The following is a 25,896-nucleotide window of genomic DNA, read 5'->3' on the forward strand; positions in this document are numbered from 1 at the left end:
TGCTAATGTGGGGCTAAATCCAGACAAGTTGAATCTGTTGCAGAACATATATATGTACCGCACTTTACAGGCTTGAGTTGTGTTTGTGGATAGGGAGTTAATGCGGATGGAGCGCAACTTCCATCCGTGGAAGTTGGCAGGCGGTATATTTGAAAGTTCTCAGGCGTGATTCAGAAACTTGCTGAGAAACTGCTTCGTCCGCTCTTCTTTCGGGTTGGCAAACAGCGCCTTGGCTTCGCCTTGCTCGACGATCACACCCTTGTCGAAAAACACCACGCGGTTCGCCACGTCCCGTGCAAAGCCCATTTCGTGGGTGACGATGACCATGGTGCGATTCTCCTCGGCGAGGCTGCGGATGGTCGCCAGCACTTCGCCGACCAACTCTGGGTCGAGCGCTGAGGTGGGTTCATCGAACAGAATCACTTCCGGCTCCATCGCCAGCGCACGGGCAATCGCCACACGCTGTTGCTGACCACCGGACAGGCGTCGCGGGTAAGCGTCTTCCTTGCCTGCCAGACCGACCCTGGCCAAAAGCTTTTTGCCCAGGGCAACGGCTTCGGCGTGAGGGATTTTCTTCACCACGATCGGGCCTTCGATGACGTTCTCAAGGGCCGTGCGGTGAGGGAACAGGTTGAAGTTCTGGAACACGAAACCGACGTGCTGGCGCAGACGTCGCACCAGACCTTGCTGCTGGTTCAGCGGGCGGCTGCCATCGATCTCGATGTCGCCGACCTTGATCCGGCCGCTGGTGGGTTCTTCGAGGAAGTTCAGGCAGCGCAGGAACGTGGTTTTACCCGAGCCGCTGGGCCCGATGATTGCCACGACCTCGCCTTCCTTCACTTCCAGATCGATGCCGTTGAGCACCACTTGACCCTTGAACTGCTTTGTCAGTTTTTCCACGACAATCATTGGGTCAGGACTCCTGGTCGTGCCGATTGACCCGCTCTTCCAACTTGTTCTGCAGGTGCGACAGCACCGTGGCCAGAATCCAGTAGATCAGCGCGGCGGCGAGATACATGGTGAAGACTTCGAAAGTCCGGGCGGTGATCAATTGCGCCTGGCGGAACAGTTCCGGCACCTGGATGGTGGCGGCCAGCGCGGTGTCCTTGACCAGCGAAATGAAGCTGTTGCCCAGCGGCGGCAGGGCCGTGCGCATCGCTTGCGGAATGATGGCCCGGCGCAGGGTCTGCGCGCGGGTCATGCCGATGCTGGCGGCAGCTTCCCACTGGCCACGTTCGATGGAGCTGATCGCGGCACGGAGGATTTCGCAGGCGTAGGCGGCCATGTTCAGCGAGAAGCCGATCAGGGCGGCCGGCAGCGGATCAAGTTCGATGCCCAATTGCGGCAAGCCGTAATAGATCACGAACAGCTGCACCAGCAACGGCGTGCCGCGAAAGAACGACACGTAGATGCGTGCCAGCCAGCTTACCGATTTGAAACGCGACAGGCGCATCAACGCCAGACCGAAGCCCATCACCAGGCCGAAGAACATCCCGCCCAGGCTCAAGATGACCGTGTAGTACGCGCCCTTCAGCAGGAAGGGCGCGGAGTCCAGTGCGAGTTGGAAAGCTTCTTCCATTATTTGGTGACGTCAGCTTGGAAGTATTTTTCCGAGATCTTGGCCAGTGTGCCGTCGGCACGCAACTCGTCGAGGGCCTTGTTCACTGCAGCCAGCAGTTCTGGCTCACCTTTACGCAGGGCAATGCCGGACTCCTGGCGGGAGAATGCTTGGCCGGCAGCAACGGTTTTCGGTGCTTTCTTGGCGTATTCAAGCGCGGCCAGGCGGTCGATCAGGATGGCGTCGGTACGGCCATTGTTCAGATCTGCGAACTTGGTCGGATCATCGTCGTAGGTGCGCACGTCAGCACCCGGCACATTGGCCCGGACCCACTGTTCGTAGTTGGTGCCAAGGCCTACACCGACTTTCTTGCCGGACAGGTCAGCGGCGGTCTTGATGTTCAGCGCGGCTTCCTTGCTCTTCAGCACCAGTGCCTGAATCCCGGAGATGGTGTACGGCTCGGAGAAGTCATACTTCTTCTTGCGCTCGTCGGAGATGGTCACCTGGTTGACCACTACGTCCAGGCGCTTGGATTCCAGAGCGGCGAGGATGCCGTCCCACTTGGTTGGCTGAATCTTGGCTTTAACGCCCAACTTTTTGGCCAGGGCTTCGGAGAGCTCGACTTCGAAGCCGGCCAGTTTGCCGTCGGCGTCGACGAAACTGAACGGTGGGTAAGTGCCTTCCAGGCCGACGTTGATCACGCCTGCGTCCTTGATTTTTTGCAATTGCTCACCGGCAACCGCTTGCCCCAACAGGCCAGCGCTCAGTGCCAGGCCCAGCGAACCGACCAGCAGGTTGCGACGTAGTGCGGAAAAATTCATGACAAGCCCCTGTGTTTTCTTATGAAGACGCTTTTAGGAATGTTGGCAAAATCGGGATTTGGACGACTGCGATATCCTGCCCTAAAGCAGCTTATGCGTCTCGCGCCAAATTCGCCTGCGGCGCGACTATATGATGATGCCGTTAGATAGGAAAATACTAAATATTGAGTTTGTTATTCATTTAGGGAATATGTGGCCGATGCGATCCCCGTGGCGAGGGAGCTTGCTCCCGCTCGGCTGCGCAGCAGTCGTAAACCCGTTCACTGCGTTTTAACTGAAACATCGCAGCGCAGGTTTTGGGGGGCGCTTCGCACCCCAGCGGGAGCAAGCTCCCTCGCCACAGGAATGCGTTATTCCGTTAAAGGAAGTCTTTATAGGCAAACAACGCCGGCGCCCCACCGGTGTGCAGGAAGATGATCGGACCTTCATCAAACCGCCCGCGCCCAATGCCGTCCAGCAACCCGGCCATGGCCTTGCCGGTGTACACCGGATCCAGCAGCAACCCTTCCTGGCTCGCCAGCAGTTTCACCGCCGACAGCGTCCCGGCATTCGGCTCGCCGTAACGCGGGCCAAAGTATTCATCCCACAGTTCAACCTTGAAACTCGCCGGCAGGCCCACACCCAGCAGCTCGGCGGTGCGCTCGGCCAGACCCTGAACCTTCGGCCGCTGATCTTCCTCGCTACGGGAAACGGTCACGCCAATCACTGGCAGATCCGGCAGTACTTCGCTCAAGGCCAGCGCCAGACCGCTGTGGGTCCCGGCACTGCCCGACGCCAGAACCACGGCTGCGAATTGCAGGCCGGTGTCCTTAATCTGTTCAGCCAGTTCCAGCCCGGCGCGCACGTAACCCAAGGCGCCCAAGGCGTTAGAGCCGCCAATCGGCACCAGATACGGCTTCTTGCCGTTGTTGCGCAGACGATCGGCCAGGGCTTGCAGTTGGTCGTCGGCGTTATCGAGGTTCTCCACCAACTCGACTTTGGCGTCGAACAGGTCGAGCAACAACCGATTGCCGTTGCCGACATAGTTAGCGTCGTCGGTGCCCAGCGGGTTTTCCAGCAGCGCAACGCAGCCCAGGCCTAATTTGGCGGCGATGGCGGCAGTCTGGCGCACATGGTTGGATTGCAGCGCGCCAGCAGTGATCAACGTGTCGGCGCCCTGAGCCAGCGCATCGGCGGCCAGGTATTCGAGTTTGCGCAGCTTGTTGCCGCCCATAGCCAGTGGCGTCAGGTCATCGCGTTTGACGTAGACATCGCGGCCGAGCCAGGTCGACAGGCGTTCGAGTTTTTCCAGAGCGGTAGGGTGACCGAGCAGGTCGAGGCGATTAAAGCGGGCAAGCTGTTGTTTGATCATGGGTCCGTACTGGCGGGGGAGGATGTCAGGACTATAAGCACGGCTTTTTGCAGCGGCAACCGTCAATCGCTTATATCCGAATGTTCAGATCACAGCACTATTGGTTCTTAATTCGGCGTCGAGACCATGCCGTAGAGTAATCGCCGTCAACGCGGCCAGACAGTCCGGCCGCCCGTGAGGAGTTTTTACCGTGAGTGAGCGTTCCAGCCATTGGCAATTGCAGACCATCGTCAGCCAGCTGCGCACGGCGCGTGATCAATGGCGTGCACAAAACGGCCGCGCCAGCGGCGAGCAGGGCGGTCGCGAGTTACCCTCCCGGGCGGCCATGGCGGACATTCTCGAAGCCTTGTGCGGTGCGTTGTTCCCGATGCGGTTGGGGCCGGTGGATTTGCGCGAAGAGAGTGAAGACTTCTACGTCGGCCACACCCTCGACGTGGCGCTGAACGCGTTGCTGGCCCAGGCGCGGCTTGAACTGCGTTACGCCGCGCGCCACAGCGCCCAGGCCGACACTGAGGTCGAGGACAAGACTATCCAGATCATCCAGGAGTTTGCCCTCGCCTTGCCGGGGCTGCGCAGCCTGTTGGACACCGACGTGCTGGCGGCCTATCACGGTGACCCGGCCGCCCGCAGCGTCGATGAAGTGTTGCTCTGCTATCCGGGGATTCTGGCGGTGATTCACCATCGCCTCGCCCATCACTTGTACCGCGCCGGGTTGCCGTTGCTGGCGCGGATCAGCGCGGAAATCGCTCACTCGGCGACCGGCATCGATATTCATCCGGGCGCGCAGATCGGCCGCAGCTTCTTTATCGATCACGGGACAGGTGTAGTGATCGGCGAGACCGCGATCATCGGTGAGCGGGTGCGGATTTATCAGGCGGTAACGTTGGGTGCCAAGCGGTTCCCGGCGGACGAAGACGGCCAGTTGCAGAAGGGCCATCCGCGGCATCCGATTGTTGAGGATGATGTGGTGATCTATGCCGGGGCGACGATTCTGGGGCGGATCACCATCGGCAAGGGTTCGACCATTGGTGGCAATGTGTGGCTGACCCGGAGTGTGCCGGCGGGGTGCAACCTGACGCAGGCGAATTTGCAGCATGATGATGGGACGCAGAAGTAAGCCTCGAAATCTCCGCTGACAGATCTGGCCTCTTCGCGGGCAAGCCTCGCTCCTACAGGTCATGCGCCATTTTGAAAATGGCGCATGACCTGTAGGAGCGAGGCTTGCCCGCGAATGGATTCACGTCGAACGCGATAATGGCATTTAGCTCATTTCCCACTGAACGAATCCTCCAAACCCCGCGTCATACCCTTCCTTGAGCTAGCGTAGGAAAGCGACCGCCGAGCCCTGCGATTAGTCCTTAGCACGCTATTCATGTTTAACTTGAACGCTCATTCAAGTTAAACCGCCGGTTTGCTGCCCGCTCACAACAGGAGGCTTGCCCTTGCCGAGTCCGTTACTGATTGCCCTGTTTCATCCCCTTGAGGTGCACCTTTCATGAGTGCACCGTCCACCCCTCCCAGCGGCCAGGTCCGCATGAATCCGCCGGTGTTTTATTTCTCGGCCGGTTTCATTCTGTTGTTCGGCATTGTCGTCATCGCCATGCCCAAACAGGCCGGTGCCTGGTTACTGGAAGCGCAAAACTGGGCGGCCAATACGGTCGGCTGGTACTACATGCTCGCAATGACCCTGTATCTGGTCTTCGTGGTGGTCACCGCGTTATCTGGCTATGGCAAGATCAAGCTCGGTGCCGACCACGACGAACCCGAATTCAGTTACCTGTCCTGGGCCGGCATGCTGTTCGCCGCCGGGATCAGCATCACGCTGTTTTTCTTCTGCGTATCCGAACCGCTGACGCACTTGTCACAACCGCCCCAAGGCACTGCCGGTACGCCGGAAGCGGCGCGGCAGGCGATGCAGATTCTGTTTCTGCACTGGGGCCTGCATGGCTGGGGCGTGTTCGCCTTCGTCGGCATGGCGCTGGCGTATTTCGCGTATCGACATAACCTGCCGCTGGCCCTGCGCTCGGCGCTGTATCCGCTGATCGGCAAGCGTATCAACGGCCCTATCGGCTACGCGGTGGACGGCTTCGGCATCATCGCCACGGTGTTCGGCCTCGGTGCCGATATGGGCTTTGGGGTGTTGCACCTCAACTCCGGGCTCGACTACCTGTTCGGCATCGCCCATACGCATTGGATTCAGGTCGGCCTGATCACGCTGATGATGGGCGCGGCGATCACCGTTGCGGTGTCCGGCGTCGATAAAGGCGTGCGGGTCATGTCCGACATCAACATGCTGCTGGCCTGTGCGCTGCTGCTGTTCGTGTTGTTTGCCGGCCCGACTCAGCACCTGCTCAACACCTTGATCCAGAACATCGGCGATTACCTCGGCGCGTTGCCGATGAAGAGTTTCGACCTCTATGCCTACGACAAGCCTAGCGACTGGCTGGGCGGCTGGACGGTGTTCTACTGGGCCTGGTGGATTGCATGGTCGCCGTTCGTGGGCCTGTTCATCGCGCGGATTTCCCGTGGCCGGACCATCCGCGAATTCGTCTTCGGCGTGCTGCTGATTCCGCTCGGTTTCACCCTGGCGTGGATGTCGATCTTCGGCAACAGCGCCATCGACCAAGTCCTCAACCATGGCATGAGCGCACTCGGTATGTCGGCCATCGATAACCCGTCGATGACCCTGTACCTGCTGCTGGAAACCTACCCGTGGAGCAAAACCGTCATTGCGGTGACGGTGTTTATCAGCTTCGTGTTCTTCGTGACGTCCGCCGACTCGGGCACCGTGGTGCTGTCGACGCTGTCCGCCAAGGGCGGCAACCCGGATGAAGACGGGCCGAAATGGCTGCGGGTGTTCTGGGGTGCGATGACCGCGCTGGTGACCAGTGCGCTGCTGTTTTCCGGCAGCATCGATGCGCTGAAATCAGCGGTGGTGCTGACTTCGTTGCCGTTCTCGATGATCCTGCTGCTGATGATGTGGGGGCTGCACAAAGCGTTTTATCTGGAGTCCCAGAAGCAGATCGCGCAGATGCATTCCCTGGCGCCGGTCTCCGGTTCAAAGCGTGGCGGTTGGCGTCAGCGCTTGAGTCAGGCGGTGCATTTCCCGTCGCGGGATGAGGTTTACCGCTTCCTCGAAACGACGGTGCGCCCGGCGATTGAAGAAGTGACGGCGGTGTTTGTCGAGAAGGGTTTGAACGTGGTCACTCAGCCGGATCCGGCGAATGACAGTGTCAGCCTGGAAATCGGTCATGGCGAGCAGCACCCATTCATCTACCAGGTGCAGATGCGCGGTTACTTCACGCCGTCCTTTGCCCGTGGCGGGATGGGGTCCAAGCAACTCAACAACCGTCGCTACTACCGGGCCGAAGTGCATCTGGCCGAAGGCAGTCAGGACTACGATCTGGTGGGTTACACCAAGGATCAGATCATCAACGACATCCTCGATCAGTACGAACGGCACATGCAGTTCCTGCACCTGGTTCGTTGATCAGGCGTCGGTGGCGCCTAGGCTTTGTTCAACACCATGAACAGAACCAACGCCGCCACCGGCACGCCAAACACCACGCTGCCGACCACCAGTTCTGAACTGACGGGTTGGCTGGCAGTGACCACGCCCACCGCGCCGTTGATTATCGTCAATGCCAGCCACAGGACGACGAAACTGTAGGTCAGCGTCTGACGGTTGAAACCGACTCGCTCGCCGATGTAGAGCATCAGTGCCAGCAGGACCAGGCCGAAGAAAATGATGATGGTGGTGTGCATGGTGTGTTCTGCCTGGTGAAGGATTGCCTGAAGGATCGCTTTCGCGAGCAGGCTCGCTCCTACAGTGGATCTCGGCTGGACATAAATTTTATGTACACAGGAAATCCCTGTGGGAGCGAGCCTGCTCGCGATAGGGCCAACTCGGTGTCATTTAGAGCATAGCCAATCCCGCCCCCGCCCCCGCCACTGCACGTCATGTTTCTCGATTGGACACATTTTGCCACTCTCAAAGAGAGTGTGGCTGGCAGGATGTTTCGCTTGCTGGCCCCCGCCTGCCGTTGATCTAACCCATAACCGAGTGCTGGTTCAGTGAGCTAGTATTTATCTTAGTGTGTATTGTGTGTATCAAAGGCGCTTGCGACTTCTAGAGTAAATGGCTCTAGCGGTCGAAAAAGGCGAAGGAAATGCGAAGTCGGGAAATGATCAGGATGATTGAGGAGGATGGTTGGTATCTGGTGGCGGTGAAAGGCAGTCACCACCAATACAAACATTCGAGCAAGCCAGGGAGGGTGACGATCAAGCACCCTGACTCGGATCTACCCAAGGGGACGATCAACAGCATATTGAAACAGGCGGGCTTGAAATGAGACCCGTCATCGGATTCGAGAGTCCCGATGGGGACCTATCACAGGAAGGATTCATCCAAATGAAATTCCCGGTCGTTCTGCATAAGGATGCCGACTCAGAATACGGAGTGATCATCCCGGACGTGCCGGGGTGCTTCTCTGCGGGCGGCACTGTGGCGCAGGCATTCGAAAACGTGAAGGAAGCTTTGTCCTTGCACTACGAAGGATTGGTGGCTGATGGCGAGCCTTTGCCGCAGGTCCGCGAGATTGATGCTCACCTTGATAATCCCGATTACGCGGGTGGTGTATGGGGTGTGGTCGAATTTGATATCACACCGTACTTTGGCAAGTCGGTGCGCTTTAATGCCACGCTGCCTGAGCAGTTACTTGAGCGAATTGATCAGACCGTCAGGCGGGATCAGCGCTATCGATCCCGCTCCGGTTTTCTCGCGGCGGCCGCCTTGCGCGAATTGTCGGTATAGCGACGTCAGGTGCTCTCGCGCTCGATGACTTGGCACTGCAGCTGATTAAGTCGTTGCACCTCCTCGGTCGGCAGCACGCCAAGGCTTTCCAGCACCCGTGTCGCGGCCAGCACGCCGATCTCCAGTGCCGGTGGCTTGATCGTGCTCAGGCTCGGCAACAGCATCTCGGCGAACGGGTAATCGCCGAAGCCGAGGACGGCGCAGTCTTCGGGGATTTTGATGCCTGCGCGTTGTCCAGCGAGCAGGCCGCCGGCGGCGAGGTTGTCGTTGGCGAAGATGATTGCGTCTGGGCGTGGTGAGGCGTTCATCAACGCCTCCATGGCTTGTTTACCTGCTTCGAAAGGGGCGCGGTCAGCATCCGGGGCGAACACCCAGGATTGCATTCCAAATGCTCGGACAGTCGCGGCATAACCGTCGCGACGCTCCAGTGCACTGAAATCTCCGGGTGCGCTGTTCTGCACGAAAGCGATACGCCGATAGCCCTTGTCGTGCAGATATCGAGCGGCGCTGACACCCACTTCAAAATGCGAAAAACCAATCTGCATCGGCTCGCGATCCGGCTGGTAATCCCAGGTTTCAATGACCGGAACGTCCGCCTCGGCGATCATCTTTTCCGTGCCTGCACTGTGAAAGTGGCTGGTCAATACCAGCGCGGCCGGAGACCAACCGAGAAACGCGCGCACTGCGTTTTCTTCCTGTTCGGTGCTGAAGTAACTCGACGCCAGCAATAGCTGATAGCCATGGCGGCTGAGGGTGTCGCTGAAGCCTTGAATCGTGTTGGCGAAGATTGGCCCGGAGATGTTCGGGATGACCATGCCGACGATTTTTCCCCGTGCCGAAGCCAAACCGCCAGCCACCAGATTCGGCACGTAACCCAACTCGGCGACCACCGCGGCAATCCGCTCGCGACGCTCAGGCGAAACCTGCTCGGGCTGATTGAAATAGCGCGACACGGTAATCGCCGAAACCCCGGCCTGGCGCGCGACGGCATTCAGGGTCACGCGTCCGGCACCACGGCGTTTGCGGGGTTTTTCTTCGCTCAAGGCTTGATCCTTTTTAAAAACCAAATCGTATATAAAAGTAATTTTTCAGTATTGGACGGTCTATGTGCGGCTTGCCGATACTGGCGATGTTAGCGCTAACAAAGCGCGTTGTCTGCTACTCGCTCGAGCGAATGCCCAAGACACCGATTCAGGCGCTGTCGTCGTAGAACGGCAGCGGTTCAGGGCCAAATTCGAGCAGGCATCACATGCACAATATTCCTGGGGCGACACACAAACTGGCGCAATCGATTCGCGCTGCGGGCTGGCTATTCACCGGATTGGCGGCGCTGCCGCTGGCCGACGTTTCTGCCGCTGATAGCGCTGATCAGGAGCCGACACTCAAGTCCGTGACGGTCACCGCTACTCGCCGCGAAGAGTCGCTGCAAAAAGTGCCGGTGGCGGTCTCGGTGATCGACGGCGAGCAGCTTGAGCGCGATAACCGCAATGGCGTGGCGAGCATCGTCCAGCAGGTGCCATCGTTGAATTTCCGCACAGGTGCATCGAACAAGGACACTTCGTTGTTCGTGCGTGGCGTCGGCACCATTTCGACCTCGCCCGGCGTCGAGCCGACGGTGGCCACAGTGATCGACGGTGTGGTTTACGCCCGTCCCGGTCAGGCCACGCTGGACCTGCTGGATCTGGAACGCGTCGAAGTTCTGCGTGGCCCGCAGGGTACGCTGTTCGGCAAGAACGCATCGGCCGGTGTGCTCAATATCACCAGCAAGGCACCGACCGCCGAGACCCACGGCTACATCGATCAGTCGTACTACAGCGGCAACGAAAGCCGTACCCGTTTCGGCATTGGCGGCAGCCTGATTCCGGACACGCTGAAGGGCTCGATCAGCACCCTGTTCGGCACCTACGACGGTAATGTCGACAACAAACACAACGGTCAGGAGGTCAACGGTTACAACCATCGCGGTGTGCGCGGCAAGCTCGAATTCACCCCGAACGACGACGTGACGTTCACCCTGATCGCTGACTACATGCAGTCCCACGATGACGGCCCCAACGGCGTTGTCAGCAAGTCACTGACGCCAGCGTTTGCCAACGCGCTGAGCCCGGTAGGCGCGACCAGCCACAACCGCGACATCAACACCGACACCCGCTCTCACGTCGAGGACATCAACAAAGGTTTGTCCGGCCAGCTCGACTGGCAATTGGGCGATTACACGCTGACGTCGATCACCGCGTGGCGTGGCTGGGACAACACCCAATATCAGGACGGCGACCGTCTCGGCACGGTGACGGCGGCGTTCCCCGGCACGGCGGACAAGGGCGATCTGGCGTTCGATCAGTATTCGCAAGAGTTGCGCCTGGCCTCGCCGAAAGGCGAGTTCCTCGAATACGTCGGTGGCCTCTTCTATATGCACGGCAAGGACGAAGAGACCTATCAGCGCACACTGACCACCACCACGCGCACCGACCGCGGCGTTGCCGACTACAGCACCACCAGCGACAGTTATGCGGTGTTCGGTGAGAGCACGCTGAACTTCACTTCGGACTTTCGCGGCATCGCCGGGTTGCGCTACACCCATGACGATCTGGAATACGATCACCGCCGAGTCTCCACTTCAGCGACCACGGTCAGCGGCATTCAGCCAGCGACCAGCAGTTCCGGTTCGGTGGACGAAGACGGCTGGTCCGGCCGTCTCGGGTTGCAGTACGACCTGAGTGACGCGGTCACCACCTACCTGACCTATTCGCGCGGCTACAAAGGCCCCGCCTACAACGTGTTCTTCAACATGCAGCCGCGCGATACCGAAGCGCTGAAACCAGAAACCTCGAACACTTGGGAGGCAGGCATCAAAGCGACGACCTGGAACAGTCGCCTGACCACCAACCTCGCGGTTTTCCACAGCGACTACGACAACTATCAGGCTAATTTCTTCGACACCGTCGCCGGCCAGGTGGTGACGCGTCTGATCAACGCCGGCAGCGTCAGCACCGAAGGCGTCGAGCTCGATTACGCCTTGCAGGCCACCCAGCAACTGAAGTTCTCCGGCGCACTGGCCTACACCCGCGCCCGCATCGACGAATTCGCCTGCCCGGCGGGGGCGGCGGCGTCGTGCAACGTCAACGGCAAGCCACTGCCCTTCAGCCCGGACTGGAAAAGCTACGTGCGTGCCGACTACACCATCCCGTTGGACAACGGTCTGGATATCGAACTTGGCACCGACTACAGCTGGCAGAGCGAAGTGCAGTACGACATCAGTCAGAACGTCGACACCAAGCAAGGCGCCTACGGCATCTGGAATGCCAGCGTGGCTTTGGCCGATTACAGCAACGGTTGGCGCGTGGCGCTGCTCGCCAAGAACCTCACCGACAAGTCTTACTCACCGGTACTCGCCAGCGGTGGCAATTACATCTATCGCGCAGTGCCACGGGATGACGAGCGCTACTTCGGCGTGCAACTGCGCAAGGATTTCTGAAGATGAGCAGACAGTTGAAACTCGGCGCGTTTCTTATGGCCACCGGGCACCATGTGGCGGCGTGGCGTCATCCTGACGTGCCTGCCAATGCCGGTCTGGATTTCGCCCATTACAAGCGGCTGGCGCAGATTGCCGAGGCGGCGAAATTCGATACGTTGTTCGTCGCTGACAGCGTCGCCGCGCCGACCCAGGACATCGCCAGCCGCATGGCGCGCTCCGATCACTTCGAACCGCTGACGTTGCTTTCGGCGCTCAGTGCCGTGACCGAACACATCGGCCTGATTGCCACGGCGACCACCAGTTACAACGAGCCGTACCACGTAGCGCGTAAATTCGCTTCGCTCGATCACCTGTCGGGTGGGCGTGCGGGATGGAATCTGGTGACCTCGGACAACGCTGCCGAGGCGCTGAATTTCGGTCGTGATGAACATATCGGCCACGCTGAGCGCTACAGCCGCGCCCGCGAGTTTCATCAGGTGGTGACCGGGCTTTGGGACAGTTGGGAGGACGATGCGTTTGTTCGCGACAAGGCCAGTGGCGCGTATTACGACCCTTCGAAACTGCATGTGCTGGATCACGTCGGCGAGCACTTTCGGGTCAAAGGCCCGCTGAACGTTGCGCGCTCACCGCAAGGGCAACCGGTGATCGTCCAGGCCGGCTCTTCCGAGACCGGGCGTGAGCTGGCAGCGCAGACGGCTGAAGTGGTGTTCACCGCGCAGACCTCATTGGCCAACGCTCAGGCGTTCTACGCCGACCTCAAAGGACGCCTGCCCAAGTACGGCCGCAGCGCCGAGTCGCTGAAAATCATGCCCGGGGTATTTGTCGTGGTCGGGCAGACGGAAGCCGAAGCGCAGGAAAAATGTGAAACGTTTCAGCAATTGGTCGAACCGGAGGTTGGCGTCGCCTTGCTTGGGCGTATGCTGGGCAACTTCGACTTGTCGAAGTACCCGTTGGACGGGCCGTTGCCGGAGTTGCCGCTGACCGAAAGCGGCCAGCAGAGTCGGCAGAAATTGCTCACCGAACTGGCTGGCCGCGAGAACCTGACGCTGGCCGAACTGGGCCGCAGGATTGCCGGCGGGCGAGGGCATTACAGCCTGGTCGGTACGCCCGAGCAGATCGCTGATCGCTTGCAGGAATGGTTCGAACAGGGCGCAGCAGATGGTTTCAATGTGCTGGTGCCGCACCTGCCGGGCGGGCTCGAGGATTTCGCCAATGGCGTAGTCCCGGAACTGCAGCGGCGCGGGTTGTTCAGAACCGAGTATGAGGGCCGGACGTTGCGCCAGAACCTTGGCCTCGCCCGACCCGGCAACAGATTTGTATAGCACCCTTCGCGAGCAGGCTCGCTCCCACAGGGAAATGCATTCCAAAGGTGGGAGCGAGCCTGCTCGCGAAGCAGTCGACACCCATTTCAAGACAGACAAGAGAGGATTCGATGACTTACACCGCTGCCGAAAACCGCTATGACTCCATCCCATACCGCCGCGTAGGCCGCAGCGGGCTGGTTTTGCCGGCCCTCTCCCTGGGGCTGTGGCACAACTTCGGCGACAGCACGCCGATCGACACCCAGCGTTCGCTGCTGCGCACCGCGTTCGACCTGGGCATCAACCACTTCGACCTGGCCAACAACTACGGCCCACCGTACGGCAGCGCCGAAATCAACTTCGGTCGCCTGCTGCGCGAAGACTTCAAGCAATACCGCGACGAGCTGATCATCTCTAGCAAGGCCGGTTGGGACATGTGGCCAGGCCCTTACGGCCAGGGCGGCGGTTCGCGCAAATACGTGTTGGCCAGCCTCGACCAGAGTCTGCAACGCCTGGGCCTCGATTACGTGGACATCTTCTATTCCCACCGCTTCGACCCGGACACCCCGCTGGAAGAAACCGCCAGCGCCCTGGCCACTGCCGTGCAGCAGGGCAAGGCGTTGTACATCGGCATCTCGTCTTACTCCGGGGTGAAAACCCGCGAAATGGCCGCGCTGTTGCAAGAGTGGAAAGTGCCGTTGTTGATTCACCAACCGGCCTACAACCTGCTCAATCGTTGGGTGGAAAAAGACCTGCTGGACGTTACCGACGAACTCGGCGCTGGGGTGATTGCCTTCACGCCATTGGCCCAAGGTCTGTTGACCGACAAATACCTCAACGGCATTCCGAAGGATGCGCGGGTCAACCGTCCGGGCGGTGGTTCGTTGCAGGAATCGCACTTGTCCGAAGCCAACATCGCCCACGTGCGCGGGCTCAATGAGATCGCCAAACGTCGCGGCCAGAGTCTGGCGCAACTGGCGTTGGCCTGGACGCTGCGCGACCCGCGCGTGACCTCGGCACTGATCGGCGCGAGCCGGCCGGAGCAGATTATCGAGAACGTCGGTGCGTTGAAGAATTTGAGCTTTAGCGCGGAAGAGTTGGCGGAGATTGATCGGTTTGCCCAGGAGGGCGGGATCAATCTTTGGGAGAAGCCTTCGACGGCTGAGTGATGACGATCGGGTTGGGTCAACAAGATCCAACCCCCTCACCCCAGCCCTCTCCCCCAAGGGGGGCGAGGGGAAAGGGAGCCGATCTTCATGCCTTTCAAAGCTTGAGTTCCACCCGATATTTCAGGTCGATGTAGCTTGTACAAACACCTCGGTCAGTCCCCTCTTCCTCCGGGAGAGGGTTAGGGTGAGGGGCTTTTGGCTGTAAAAACGGCTCATCGAAAAAACGGCACATCCCCCAACACCGTAGCCCGCTGCATCACCCGCCGCGCCGGCCGGTAATCATCCACGGCGTAATGCTGTGTCACGCGGTTATCCCAGAACGCCACGTCATCCTTCTGCCAGCGCCAGCGAATGGTAAATTCCGGCCGTGTGGCATGGGCGAAGAGAAACTTCAGAATCACTTCGCTCTCTGTTTCCGACAGCTCATTAATCTTCGACGTAAACCCTTCATTGACGAACAACGCCCGACGCCCGCTCATCGGATGCGTGCGAATCACCGGGTGCGACAGTGGCGGATTCTTGCGCCGTGCTTCTTCCCACTGAGTCAGCGCTTCTGGCGTGTTGCCGTAGCGCTCCAGCGGGAATGAGCGAGTGAAATCGTGAGTAGCGGTCAGCCCTTCAAGCAAGGTTTTCATCGGCGCCGACAACGCTTCATAGGCCGCAATGCCGCTGGCCCACAACGTGTCGCCACCGAACTCCGGCAGCAACTTGGCGCTGAGTACCGCTCCCATGGCCGGGGTCGGCAGGAAGGTCACGTCGGTGTGCCAGATCGCGTTGTCGCGCACGTCGGTGACGGCGGTGTCGAGGATCAGCACTTCTGGCTGTTCCGGTACGTTCGGGTAGATCGGGTGAATGTGCAGATCGCCGAAATGGGCGGCGAATCGCGCTTGCTGCTGCGGCGTGATCGGCTGGTCGCGGAAGAACAGGACCTGGTGCTTGAGCAGCGCCTGCTCGATGGCGTCGCGCTGTTCCAGGTTCAGCGGCTGGCTGATGTCGATGCCGCTGATCTGCGCGCCGAGGGCCGAGCTTAAAGGGACGATGTTGAGGGTGCTCATGGTGGTTCTCTTCAATCCGGGTGCTGAGCTTCTGGTGGGAGCGGGCTTGCTCGCGAATGCAGTATGTCAGGCAACATTGCTGCGACTGATACACCGCTTTCGCGAGCAAGCCCGCTCCCACATGAGTAATCAGTGTGCCTGGCCGTGCCATGGCACCAGTTTGCGTTGCAGTGCGCGCAGGCCCATTTCCATGGCGAAGGCGATCAGTGCGATCACCAGAATCCCCAGCACCACCACATCGGTGACCAGGAACTGCGCGGCCGACTGCACCATAAAGCCCAAGCCGCTGGTGGCGGCGATCAACTCAGCGGCGACCAGTGTCGACCAACCCACGCCCAGACCAATGCGCACACCGGTCAAAATATCCGGCAACGCACTTGGCAGAATCACATGCCGAATCAACTGCGCCCGAGTCGCGCCCAAGGACTGCGCAGCGCGCAATTTGGCTGGATCAACCGTGCGCACGCCAGTCGCTGTCGCGATGGCAATCGGGGCGAAGATCGCCAGGTAAATCAGCAAGACTTTCGACAGCTCACCGATGCCGCACCAGATGACGATCAGCGGTAGGTAAGCCAGCGGCGGAATAGGGCGGTAGAACTCGATCAGTGGATCGAGAATCCCGCGAGCGATGCGGTTGTGGCCGATAGCGATGCCGACCGGCACGGCAGTCAGCACTGCGAAGCCGAGGCCCAGACCGATACGGCTCAGGCTCGCGCCCAAGTGCTGCCACAACGTTGAATCCATATAGCCCGTGGTCGCCAGCAGCCAGCCTTTTTGCAGCACGGCGGACGGTGGCGGCAGGAACAGCGGTTCGATCATTCCTGTGGCCGTAACCGCCCACCAAATGAATACGAGAGCGACCAGCGTCAACACGCTGATCCAGCGAGTACTAAGGCTGCGCCGCAGCGGAATCACCTTTGACCCCGGCTTAACCGTCACGGCCGGAATTTCATAGCTGCTCATGCGCGCTCCTGCCGCTGGGCGGCGCTACGTTGGGAGAACACCTTGGCGAGTACGTGCTCGCGGGTTTCGATGAAGCGCGGGTCGGACTTGATCGTCCGTGCCGACTCGCCAGCGGCATAACGCTGGCCAAAGTCCAGGCTCAGGCGCTCGACGATTTGCCCAGGGTTGGGCGCCAACAGAATCAGGTCAGTGGCGAGGAATACCGCTTCTTCGATGTCGTGGGTAATCAGGAACACCGGTTTGGCGGTGCGCTGCCAGACTTGCAGCAGCAGCTCCTGCATCTGTTCGCGAGTGAAGGCATCGAGGGCGCCGAAGGGTTCGTCCATCAGCAAAACGCGTGGGTCGGCAGCGAGGGCGCGGGCGAGGCCGACGCGTTGCTTCTGGCCGCCCGAGAGCTGCCAGATCCGACGGTTTTCGAAGCCGGAAAGGTCCACCAGCGCGAGCATTTCCCGAGCGCGGATTTCCCGTTTGTCTCGTGAGACGCCGGCCAGTTCGAGACCGAAACCGACGTTGGCCAACACGTCCTGCCAGGGCAGCAGGGCGTCGTCCTGGAACACCACGCCACGTTCGGCGCTCGGTCCTTTGACCGGCACGCCGTCCAGGGTGATGCGCCCGGCGCTAGGCTCGACGAAACCGGCAATCAGGTTCAACAGCGAAGTCTTGCCACTGCCGGACGGGCCGAGGGCCACCAGCAATTGCTGGGGCCCAAGGCTCAAGGAAATATCCGTCAGTACCGGTTCCGGACTGCCGGGGTACTGTGCGCTGATGCGCTCCAGCTGTAGCAAAGCCATCGCGGTTAACTCCGATCAGTTGGTGATGTATTTGGCGCTGACGTACGGGGCGTAGTCCGGCAGTACGGCTTCGACCTTGCCTTGTTCTTTCAGGAACGCGGCGGTGTCGGTGATGGCCTTGGTGGTCGGCGCGCCGAGGGTGATCACTTGATCAGCCGCCAGCGGGTAGACGTTGCCTTGCAGCAGCAATGGGATGTCAGTGGCCTTGGCGCCGGAGAGCTTCACCAGTTTGTCGACGTTGGATTGGTTGGCGAGCCAGGCTTTCGGGTCTTTGCGGTAGTCGGCGTAGGCGTCGAGGGTCACTTTGGCGAACGCGGTGACGATTTCCGGGTGCTTCTCGGCGAAGTCTTTACGCACGATCCAGGCATCGAAGGTCGGCGCGCCGAACTTGGCCAGTTCGCCGGAGGTGATCAGCACTTTGCCGTTTTCCTTGGCTACGCCGAGAGCTGGGTCCCAGACGTAAGTGGCGTCGATGTCACCACGTTTCCACGCGGCGACGATGGCCGGTGGCGCAAGGTTGAGGATGGTGACTTTCGACGGGTCGATGTTCCAGTGCTTCAGCGCGGCGAGCAGGCTGTAGTGCCCGGTGGAAACGAATGGCACGGCGATTTTCTTGCCGATCAGGTCTTGCGGGGTCTTGATCCCGGAGCCGTCGCGAGCGACCAGCGCTTCAGCGGCGCCGATCTGGGTGGCGATCAGGAAGGTTTCGACCGGGACTTTGCGGGTGATTGCGGCGGTCAGAGGGCTGGAACCGAGGTAGCCGATCTGCACGTCGCCGGACGCGATGGCGGCAATGATGTCGGCACCGTTGTCGAATTTGCGCCAGTCGATCTTGGCGTTGGTGGCTTTTTCGTAAGCGCCGTCAGCCTGGGCGACTTTGGCCGGGTCCACGGTGGTCTGGTAGGCGACGGTCACGTCAGCCGCTTGGGCAAAGAAACTCGCCGCAGCCAGGGACGCGGCCGCCAGGAGGCGAAGAGGGAAATTCAGTTTCATTGAGAAGCTCCTTGTCAGGCGACCGAGAGTCGGCGAGAAAGGAGACTAAATGATATAAGAATCAGAAAATAAATAACTTTTTCGAATTAGCTTATGAGCGGAAAATTCTAAGAAAGCGTAGTTGTGAATCGCTTTTGTGGCGAGGGAGCTCGCTCCCGCTGGAGGCCGAAGGACTCCCAATCCAGACAATCACATTCTTGAATGCCAAAACACGGTTGTCTGGTTTTGCGGCTACTGCGCAGCCGAGCGGGAGCAAGCTCCCTCGCCACAATGATTTGCGGTTGCTGCGGAAGCGTTCAGAGGTTAGTTGCTGATGGCCAGAATACTCGCCTGATACGACCCGACAAACACATCGAAATCGCCAACCTCGTTCTGCTCCAGCTCCGCCTGTTCCGCCAGCGACGAGCGCGCCCGGGTTTCAAACTTCGCCTGATCTTCGACGCTCAACGGCTCGCTACGGAAATACTCCGCATGCACACGGCTCTGACGCAGGGAGAACTGAGCAAAGCTTTCCTTATGCTCAGCCATCGCCGCCAGTACTTGGGCCGAAGGTGTGCGGGACGAATCCTTGACCTTCTCCAGTTGCACAGTCAACGCCTTGGCATGAGCATCGCCGCCATGGCTCTGATCGAGCAGCGCTGCGAGTGGGGCAATCTTCTCCAGCAACTCGGTGGCCCATTCCTTCATGTCCACCGGTTGACCGTCGCGCTGCAATTGCAGGCCTGGGCGACGACCTTCCTTGACCACGCTGAGGAAGTTCGAGGTCGCGTTGCTGCAAGTGGTGTTGGCCAGCAGCGGGCTGTCGTTCAGCGCGCAATACAGCAGGAACGCATCGAGGAACCGCGACTCTTGCAAGTCGATGCCCATCGGCAGGAACGGGTTGATGTCCAGGCAACGCACTTCGACGTACTGAATACCACGGGCCACCAATGCCTGAATCGGCCGTTCGCCGGTGTAGGTCACGCGTTTCGGGCGGATGTTGGAGTAGTACTCGTTTTCGATCTGCAGGATGTTGGTGTTGAGCTGAACCCACTCACCGTCCTTGTGCGTGCCGACTTCAACGTACGGTGCATACGGCGTGGCCACCGCTTTGCGCAGGCTGTCGGTGTAGCTGGCCAAATCGTTGTAGCACGGCGTCAGGCCGGCCTGGGCGTTGCTCTGGTAACCGAGGTCGCTCATGCGCAGGCTGGTGGCGTACGGCAGGTACAACGTGTCCGGGTCCAGTTGCTCCAATTGGTGCGAGCGACCGCGCAGGAAGCCGGCGTCCAGCGCTGGGGAGGCACCGAACAGGTACATCAGCAGCCAGCTGTAGCGGCGGAAGTTACGGATCAGCGCGATGTAGGCCGACGACTGATAGTCACGGTCGGTGCCGACAAAGCCTTCAGCCTCTTTGAGCAGCGGCCAGAGCTTTTCCGGTAGGGAAAAGTTGTAGTGAATCCCGGCGATGCACTGCATGGTCTTGCCGTAGCGCAGGGCCAGGCCCTTGCGGTAGACGTACTTGAGCTGACCGATGTTGGACGTGCCGTAATAGGCAATCGGGATGTCTTCCTCGGCCGGCAACGGGCACGGCATCGATGGACTCCACAGGTACTCGTTGCCGAGTTTGCTGTAGGCAAAACGGTGAATGCTGTCCAGGCTCGCCAGGGTGTCTGCCGGATCCGGCAGGGCGGGCGTGATGAACTCCAGCAGCGATTCGGAATAATCGGTGGTGATTTGTTCGTTGGTCAGCGCGGAACCCAATTCTTCCGGGTGCGGCGTTTGCGCCAGGCGACCTTCATCGGTCACGCGCAGGCATTCACGTTCGATGCCGTGAAGGCACTGTTCGAGCAGAGAGAGGTTAGCGCGCTCGCCGAGCAGAGCCAGGCGGCGGTTGAGAAGTTCGCTCAAGTTGGATTCCTTCACGCGTCAGTCGCCCCAATATGGGGGTGGGCAAGACGGTCTACAAGGGTGAAGTTAAAACTGGCGTTTTCGCCTGGTTCTTGAGCCATACAGAGTTGATGCCTGCCAGTTAAGGATTGATCACCGCAACCCCCTGTGGGAGCGGGCTTGCTCGCGAAGAGGGTGTGTCAGTCAACATTAACGTCGCCTGACACACCGCTTTCGCGAGCAAGCCCGCTCCCACAGGTTGTGCGTCTTAACTGGCGGGCATCAGCCGCACAGACTCACAGTTAATTGCCAACTTCACTCCCTGAATCTGGCTATTGCGGACACAGAAAAGTTCGACGCCGCAGTCGTAGCGCCGAAATTAACTCAAATTGATGGCATTCATCTACAGGACAGCGAACGTGCCTTGTGCTTTTGCGACCAGTTTGTCGCCTTGCATCACGTCAGCTTCAACCACCAGCGTGCGCCGGCCCGGGTGAATTACCCGCGCCGTGCACATCACTTCACCGTCAGAAACGGCGCGAATGTAGTTAATTTTGCATTCGATGGTCGCGCTCTGCTGGTCAAAGCCGTGGGTGCTGGAACAGGCCAGCCCCATGGCAATGTCCACCAGACTGAACAACGCCCCGCCGTGCAGCTTGCCGCCGCGATTGCGCAGCTCTGGCTCAAGCGCCAGGGCGACTTGCGCCACCCCGGTTTCCAGGCTGTGCAAGCGACACCCCAGCAGCTTGAAAAAAGCGCTTTCGGTCAGCCCGGCAGGGATGTCCATCAGCGTTTCTTCAACTGCTTGGCGTTGGCGAACAGCGAAGCCATGGCGTTGTTGGCCGGGGCTGCCGCTGTGGTTTCCTTGCGCGGTGCAGTGTTCTGGGATTGGCGCGGCGCCGAACCTGGACGTGCGCCACGGGCACCGTCGATTTTCTCGCCCGGGGTGTCGCTCATGCGCATCGACAGGCCAACGCGTTTGCGCGGGATGTCGATTTCCATGACCTTCACTTTCACCACGTCACCGGCCTTCACCGCTTCGCGCGGATCCTTGATGAACTTCTCTGAAAGCGCAGAGATGTGCACCAAACCGTCCTGATGCACGCCGATGTCGACGAACGCGCCGAAGTTGGTCACGTTGGTCACCACGCCTTCGAGGATCATCCCCAGTTGCAGGTCCTTGAGGTCTTCGACGCCTTCCTGGAACTCGGCGGTCTTGAACTCGGGACGCGGGTCGCGACCGGGTTTTTCCAGCTCTTGCAGAATGTCGGTGACAGTCGGCAGACCGAAGGTCTCGTCGGTGAACTTCTTCGGATCCAGACGCTTGAGGAAACTTGCATCACCGATCAGTGAGCGGATGTCGCGGTCGGTTTCAGCGGCAATGCGCTGCACCAGCGGATAGGCTTCCGGGTGAACGGCGGACGAATCCAGCGGGTTGTCGCCGTTCATCACGCGTAGGAAACCGGCAGCCTGTTCGAAAGTTTTTTCACCCAGACGCGCGACTTTCTTCAACGCGGCGCGGGTTTTGAACGCGCCGTGCTCGTCGCGGTGGCTGACGATGTTCTGCGCCAGGGTCGCGTTGAGGCCAGAGATGCGGGCCAGCAACGCCACGGAAGCGGTGTTCACGTCCACGCCCACGGCGTTTACGCAGTCCTCGACCACAGCGTCCAGGCCGCGCGCCAGTTTCAGCTGCGACACGTCGTGCTGGTACTGGCCGACGCCGATGGATTTCGGATCGATCTTCACCAGCTCGGCCAGCGGGTCTTGCAGGCGACGAGCGATGGACACCGCGCCACGGATCGACACGTCGAGGTCCGGGAATTCCTTGGAAGCCAGTTCCGACGCCGAGTAAACCGATGCACCGGCCTCGGAGACCATGACTTTGGTCATCTTCATGGCTGGGTATTTTTTGATCAGCTCAGCGGCCAGTTTGTCGGTCTCGCGGCTGGCGGTGCCGTTGCCGATGGCGATCAGGTCCACGGCGTGCTTGGCGCACAGGGCGGCGAGGACCGCGAGGGTCTGGTCCCACTTGTTGTGCGGCACGTGCGGGTAAACCGTAGCGTGATCCAGCAGCTTGCCGGTGGAATCGACCACGGCGACCTTGCAACCGGTGCGCAGGCCCGGGTCGAGGCCCAGAGTGGCACGCGGGCCGGCCGGGGCCGACAGCAGCAAGTCGTGCAGGTTGTGCGCGAACACATTGATCGCTTCGGTTTCTGCGCCATCGCGCAGCTCGCCCAGCAGGTCGGTTTCGAGGTGGGTGTAAAGCTTGACCTTCCAGGTCCAGCGCACCACTTCGCCCAGCCATTTGTCGGCGGCGCGGTTCTGGTTCTGGATGCCGAATTGCTGACCGATCATGCCTTCGCACGGGTGCATGGCGCCCGGCAGCTCGTCGCCGACTTTCAGCGCGGAGCTGAGAATGCCTTCGTTGCGGCCACGGAAAATCGCCAACGCACGGTGCGACGGCATGCTTTTCAGTGGCTCATCGTGTTCGAAATAGTCGCGGAACTTGGCGCCTTCCTCTTCCTTGCCGGCGATCACGCGGGCACTGAGGGTGGCTTCCTGCTTGAGGTAGCTGCGCAGTTTGTCCAGCAGGCCGGCGTCTTCGGCGAAGCGTTCCATCAGGATGTATTTGGCGCCTTCGAGGGCGGCTTTCACATCGGCCACGCCTTTTCCGGCGTCGATGAAGCGTGCGGCTTCGGTGTCTGGCGTCAGGGACGGGTCGTTGAACAGGCCGTCGGCCAGGTCGCCGAGGCCGGCTTCCAGGGCAATCTGGCCCTTGGTGCGGCGCTTCTGCTTGTACGGCAGGTACAAGTCTTCGAGACGGGTCTTGGTGTCGGCGAGTTTGATGTCGCGTTCGAGTTGCGGGGTCAGCTTGCCTTGCTCTTGAATGCTGGCGAGGATGCTGATGCGCCGTTCGTCGAGTTCTCGCAGGTAGCGCAGACGCTCTTCCAGGTGCCGCAACTGGATGTCATCGAGGCTGCCGGTCACTTCTTTCCGGTAGCGGGCGATGAAGGGAACGGTAGAGCCTTCATCGAGTAGCGCGACGGCCGCTTCGACCTGTTGTGGGCGTACACCGAGTTCCTCGGCGATGCGGCTGTTGATGCTGTCCATAAAACCACCTGACAAATTGTGAAAGCAGGCTCGCAGGCGCAGGGTTAAAGGCTCGGCGAGACTGGTTGAGCGGCCTGGCCTGCGCCGCTACCTGGGTCAACAGGCATCCCGTTGACCCGTGAAATCGAACAATTACTGCGCACGCCTTAAAAATAAAAAGCGGCCTACTACAGTAACGATCAGACGTTGCCTGACACAAAACGCCGCGCATTATAACCAGCGTTCAGCCATTCGGGGGCATTGCACCCGGCAGGCATAAAGGTCTGAGTTCTGGCAGTGAAGGAAAAATCTGCTAACAATGCACACGGTGCGTATAACGGCAGCTACGCCATAATGCGCGCCGAGCTAAAAGGAGCATCTAATGAGCAGCACTGCAAACAATGCTGAAGGCGAAAAAATTCTTATTGTTGACGACGATCCTGGGCTGAGCAGCCTGCTGGAACGCTTTTTCGTCAGCAAGGGCTACCGTGCCCGTGCCGTACCGAACACCGAACAGATGGACCGCTTGCTGGCCCGTGAAGTGTTCAATCTGGTCGTACTCGACCTGATGCTGCCCGGCGAAGACGGTCTGACCGCCTGCCGCCGTCTGCGCGGCGCGAACAATCAGATCCCGATCATCATGCTGACCGCCAAGGGCGATGAGCTGAGCCGCATCAAGGGCCTGGAACTGGGCGCCGACGATTACCTGGCCAAGCCGTTCAACCCGGACGAGCTGATGGCCCGGGTCAAAGCGGTCCTGCGTCGTCAGGCTGCGCCTGTACCTGGCGCACCGGGCAGCGAAGACGAAAGCGTGACCTTCGGTGACTACGAGTTGTCCCTGGCCACCCGCGAACTCAAGCGCGGCGATGAAGTGCACATGCTCACCACCGGTGAGTTTGCGGTACTCAAGGCTTTGGTCATGAACGCCCGTCAGCCACTGACCCGCGACAAGTTGATGAACCTGGCCCGTGGCCGGGAATGGGATGCCCTGGAGCGTTCCATCGACGTGCAGATCTCCCGTCTGCGCCGGATGATCGAACCCGATCCATCCAAGCCACGCTACATCCAGACTGTCTGGGGCGTGGGCTACGTGTTCGTTCCGGACGGCGCCGCCACCAAGTGATCGGCGATTTGTAGGAGCGGGTGTGCGGGCAAGAGGTCAATCGACCTTGCCCGCAGACTCGCGATCCGCAATGTGCGAGCATCGCTCGCTCCTGCAAGTGTGTAGCGGTTATTCATGAAAACCCCCGTTTGGTTCCCCCAGAGTTTCTTCTCCCGCACCCTGTGGCTGGTGCTGATTGTCGTCCTGTTCTCCAAAGCGCTGACCCTGGTTTATCTGTTGATGAACGAAGACGTGCTGGTGGACCGCCAATACAGCCACGGCGTCGCCCTGACGCTGCGCGCCTATTGGGCCGCCGATGAAGAAAACCGCGCGAAGATTGCCGATGCCGCGACCCTGATCCGGGTGGTGGGCGCAGGCGTGCCGGAAGGCGAACAACACTGGCCATACAGCGAAATCTATCAGCGGCAGATGCAGGCAGAGCTGGGGGCTGACACTGAAGTTCGATTACGCATGCATTCCCCGCCGGCGCTGTGGGTCCGGGCGCCAAGCCTGGGCGATGGCTGGTTGAAAGTGCCGCTGTACCCGCATCCGCTGCGCGGCCAGAAAATCTGGAACGTGCTTGGCTGGTTTCTCGCCATCGGCTTGCTCTCCACCGCCTCGGCGTGGATCTTCGTCAGCCAGCTCAATCAACCTTTGAAGCGCCTGGTCTATGCCGCAAGGCAACTCGGCCAGGGCCGCAGCGTGCGCCTGCCGATCAGCGACACGCCGAGCGAGATGGCCGAGGTTTACCGCGCCTTCAACCAGATGGCCGAAGACGTCGAACAGGCTGGTCGCGAGCGAGAGTTGATGCTGGCCGGGGTGTCCCATGATCTGCGAACACCGTTGACCCGTTTGCGCTTGTCCCTGGAGCTGATGGGCGACCACAGCGACCTGAGCGACGACATGGTGCGCGACATCGAGGATATGGACGCGATTCTCGACCAGTTCCTGGCGTTCATTCGCGACGGTCGTGACGAGTCGGTGGAAGAGGTGGACCTGAGCGACCTGGTGCGCGAAGTCGCCGCACCGTACAACCAGAACGAAGAGAAAGTGCGCTTGCGCCTGGAACCGATCCAGCCGTTCCCGCTACGTCGGGTGTCGATGAAACGCTTGTTGAACAACCTGATTGGCAACGCCTTGCACCATGCCGGCAACGGTGTTGAGGTCGCGGCTTATGTGTCCGGGGACACCAGCGCGCCCTATGTGGTGCTGAGTGTGATGGACCGTGGGGCGGGGATTGATCCGTCGGAGCTGGAGGCGATCTTCAACCCGTTTACCCGTGGCGATCGGGCTCGGGGCGGGAAGGGCACAGGGTTGGGCTTGGCGATCGTGAAGCGGATTGCTTCGATGCATGGCGGCAATGTTGAGCTGCGTAACCGTTCGGGTGGCGGGCTTGAAGCGCGGGTTCGGTTGCCGCTTGGGCTGATGTTGCCACGGGATGCCGTTTAGAGATCGGTTTTTGCAGCGCGGCTGATGGCCTCTTCGCGAGCAAGCCCGCTCCCACATTGGAATGCGTTTCCCTGTGGGAGCGGGCTTGCTCGCGAAGGC

General features: G+C 60.2%; 22 protein-coding genes. 9 read left to right on the top strand and 13 right to left on the bottom strand.

The features are described from left to right. Positions 1–159: 159 nt before the first annotated feature. The 4 genes from tcyN to JFT87_RS05980 form a co-directional block, all read right to left on the bottom strand. On the bottom strand, positions 160–909 hold the full coding sequence (gene tcyN / locus JFT87_RS05965) for an L-cystine ABC transporter ATP-binding protein TcyN (protein WP_201199681.1): 750 nt from the start codon (positions 907–909) through the stop codon (positions 160–162). A gap of 4 nt (positions 910–913) precedes the next feature. Then, the gene (gene tcyL / locus JFT87_RS05970; protein ID WP_201199682.1) at positions 914–1,579 is read right to left on the bottom strand and encodes a cystine ABC transporter permease; all 666 of its coding nucleotides are present in this window, start codon (positions 1,577–1,579) and stop codon (positions 914–916) included. Next, positions 1,579–2,379 (bottom strand): cystine ABC transporter substrate-binding protein, encoded by an 801-nt coding sequence (gene tcyJ / locus JFT87_RS05975; protein WP_201199683.1) that lies wholly within the window; start codon positions 2,377–2,379, stop codon positions 1,579–1,581. The genes tcyL and tcyJ overlap by 1 nt, the downstream gene beginning before the upstream one ends. A gap of 358 nt (positions 2,380–2,737) precedes the next feature. Next, positions 2,738–3,730, bottom strand: a complete 993-nt coding sequence (locus JFT87_RS05980) for a D-cysteine desulfhydrase (protein ID WP_201199684.1) — start codon at positions 3,728–3,730, stop codon at positions 2,738–2,740. A gap of 190 nt (positions 3,731–3,920) precedes the next feature. Here JFT87_RS05980 and epsC point away from each other — a divergent pair, with 190 nt between their 5' ends. Both epsC and betT read left to right on the top strand, forming a co-directional pair. Further along, entirely contained in the window at positions 3,921–4,847 is a 927-nt protein-coding gene (gene epsC / locus JFT87_RS05985; RefSeq protein ID WP_201199686.1) for a serine O-acetyltransferase EpsC, read from the top strand. A 417-nt stretch (positions 4,848–5,264) separates the two neighbouring features. Beyond that, a complete protein-coding gene (betT, locus tag JFT87_RS05990) occupies positions 5,265–7,220 on the top strand; it encodes a choline transporter BetT (RefSeq protein ID WP_201205085.1) in 1,956 nt (651 codons plus the stop codon). A 17-nt stretch (positions 7,221–7,237) separates the two neighbouring features. On the opposite strand, the gene JFT87_RS05995 is transcribed toward betT, so the two are convergent. Next, entirely contained in the window at positions 7,238–7,495 is a 258-nt protein-coding gene (locus JFT87_RS05995) for a hypothetical protein (RefSeq protein ID WP_201199688.1), read from the bottom strand. A 404-nt stretch (positions 7,496–7,899) separates the two neighbouring features. On the opposite strand from JFT87_RS05995, the gene JFT87_RS06000 reads away from it, so the two are divergent. Continuing rightward, positions 7,900–8,082, top strand: a complete 183-nt coding sequence (locus JFT87_RS06000) for a type II toxin-antitoxin system HicA family toxin (RefSeq protein ID WP_201199690.1) — start codon at positions 7,900–7,902, stop codon at positions 8,080–8,082. Further along, positions 8,079–8,543 (top strand): type II toxin-antitoxin system HicB family antitoxin, encoded by a 465-nt coding sequence (locus JFT87_RS06005; RefSeq protein ID WP_201199692.1) that lies wholly within the window; start codon positions 8,079–8,081, stop codon positions 8,541–8,543. Before JFT87_RS06000 ends, JFT87_RS06005 begins: the two co-directional genes overlap by 4 nt. A gap of 5 nt (positions 8,544–8,548) precedes the next feature. Here JFT87_RS06005 and JFT87_RS06010 read toward each other — a convergent pair whose 3' ends face one another. Further along, positions 8,549–9,586 carry a LacI family DNA-binding transcriptional regulator gene (locus tag JFT87_RS06010; protein WP_201199694.1) on the bottom strand — a complete coding sequence of 346 codons (1,038 nt, stop codon included), beginning with the start codon at positions 9,584–9,586 and terminating at the stop codon, positions 8,549–8,551. A 206-nt stretch (positions 9,587–9,792) separates the two neighbouring features. On the opposite strand from JFT87_RS06010, the gene JFT87_RS06015 reads away from it, so the two are divergent. From JFT87_RS06015 to mgrA, 3 genes are all read left to right on the top strand, one after another. Continuing rightward, a complete protein-coding gene (locus JFT87_RS06015; protein WP_201199696.1) occupies positions 9,793–12,018 on the top strand; it encodes a TonB-dependent receptor in 2,226 nt (741 codons plus the stop codon). Positions 12,019–12,020: 2 nt separating this feature from the next. Continuing rightward, positions 12,021–13,340 carry an LLM class flavin-dependent oxidoreductase gene (locus tag JFT87_RS06020; RefSeq protein ID WP_201199697.1) on the top strand — a complete coding sequence of 440 codons (1,320 nt, stop codon included), beginning with the start codon at positions 12,021–12,023 and terminating at the stop codon, positions 13,338–13,340. A 110-nt stretch (positions 13,341–13,450) separates the two neighbouring features. Further along, positions 13,451–14,488, top strand: a complete 1,038-nt coding sequence (gene mgrA, locus JFT87_RS06025; RefSeq protein ID WP_123402695.1) for an L-glyceraldehyde 3-phosphate reductase — start codon at positions 13,451–13,453, stop codon at positions 14,486–14,488. 212 nt (positions 14,489–14,700) lie between these two features. Here mgrA and tauD read toward each other — a convergent pair whose 3' ends face one another. The 7 genes from tauD to JFT87_RS06060 form a co-directional block, all read right to left on the bottom strand. Further along, positions 14,701–15,543 carry a taurine dioxygenase gene (gene tauD / locus JFT87_RS06030; RefSeq protein ID WP_201199698.1) on the bottom strand — a complete coding sequence of 281 codons (843 nt, stop codon included), beginning with the start codon at positions 15,541–15,543 and terminating at the stop codon, positions 14,701–14,703. A 129-nt stretch (positions 15,544–15,672) separates the two neighbouring features. After that, a complete protein-coding gene (tauC, locus tag JFT87_RS06035; protein WP_201199699.1) occupies positions 15,673–16,506 on the bottom strand; it encodes a taurine ABC transporter permease TauC in 834 nt (277 codons plus the stop codon). Next, positions 16,503–17,297 (bottom strand): taurine ABC transporter ATP-binding subunit, encoded by a 795-nt coding sequence (gene tauB, locus JFT87_RS06040; RefSeq protein ID WP_201199700.1) that lies wholly within the window; start codon positions 17,295–17,297, stop codon positions 16,503–16,505. Before tauB ends, tauC begins: the two co-directional genes overlap by 4 nt. A 15-nt stretch (positions 17,298–17,312) precedes the next feature. Then, positions 17,313–18,290, bottom strand: coding sequence for a taurine ABC transporter substrate-binding protein (tauA, locus tag JFT87_RS06045; protein WP_201199701.1), 978 nt, complete (start codon positions 18,288–18,290; stop codon positions 17,313–17,315). 303 nt (positions 18,291–18,593) lie between these two features. Further along, complete coding sequence (gene gshA, locus JFT87_RS06050; RefSeq protein ID WP_201199702.1) at positions 18,594–20,177, bottom strand: glutamate--cysteine ligase; 1,584 nt, start codon at positions 20,175–20,177, stop codon at positions 18,594–18,596. Positions 20,178–20,559: 382 nt separating this feature from the next. Further along, on the bottom strand, positions 20,560–20,943 hold the full coding sequence (locus tag JFT87_RS06055; protein ID WP_007972875.1) for a PaaI family thioesterase: 384 nt from the start codon (positions 20,941–20,943) through the stop codon (positions 20,560–20,562). Next, positions 20,943–23,267, bottom strand: coding sequence for a Tex family protein (locus tag JFT87_RS06060; protein ID WP_201199704.1), 2,325 nt, complete (start codon positions 23,265–23,267; stop codon positions 20,943–20,945). The genes JFT87_RS06055 and JFT87_RS06060 overlap by 1 nt, the downstream gene beginning before the upstream one ends. A 361-nt stretch (positions 23,268–23,628) precedes the next feature. Here JFT87_RS06060 and ompR point away from each other — a divergent pair, with 361 nt between their 5' ends. After that, positions 23,629–24,369 carry an osmolarity response regulator transcription factor OmpR gene (gene ompR, locus JFT87_RS06065; RefSeq protein WP_054047784.1) on the top strand — a complete coding sequence of 247 codons (741 nt, stop codon included), beginning with the start codon at positions 23,629–23,631 and terminating at the stop codon, positions 24,367–24,369. A gap of 114 nt (positions 24,370–24,483) precedes the next feature. Continuing rightward, positions 24,484–25,797: an ATP-binding protein gene (locus tag JFT87_RS06070; protein ID WP_201199707.1), complete on the top strand. Its 1,314-nt coding sequence runs from the start codon at positions 24,484–24,486 to the stop codon at positions 25,795–25,797. Positions 25,798–25,896 lie beyond the last annotated feature (99 nt).

The sequence above is a fragment of the Pseudomonas sp. TH15 genome, assembly GCF_016651105.1.
GTDB lineage: Bacteria > Pseudomonadota > Gammaproteobacteria > Pseudomonadales > Pseudomonadaceae > Aquipseudomonas.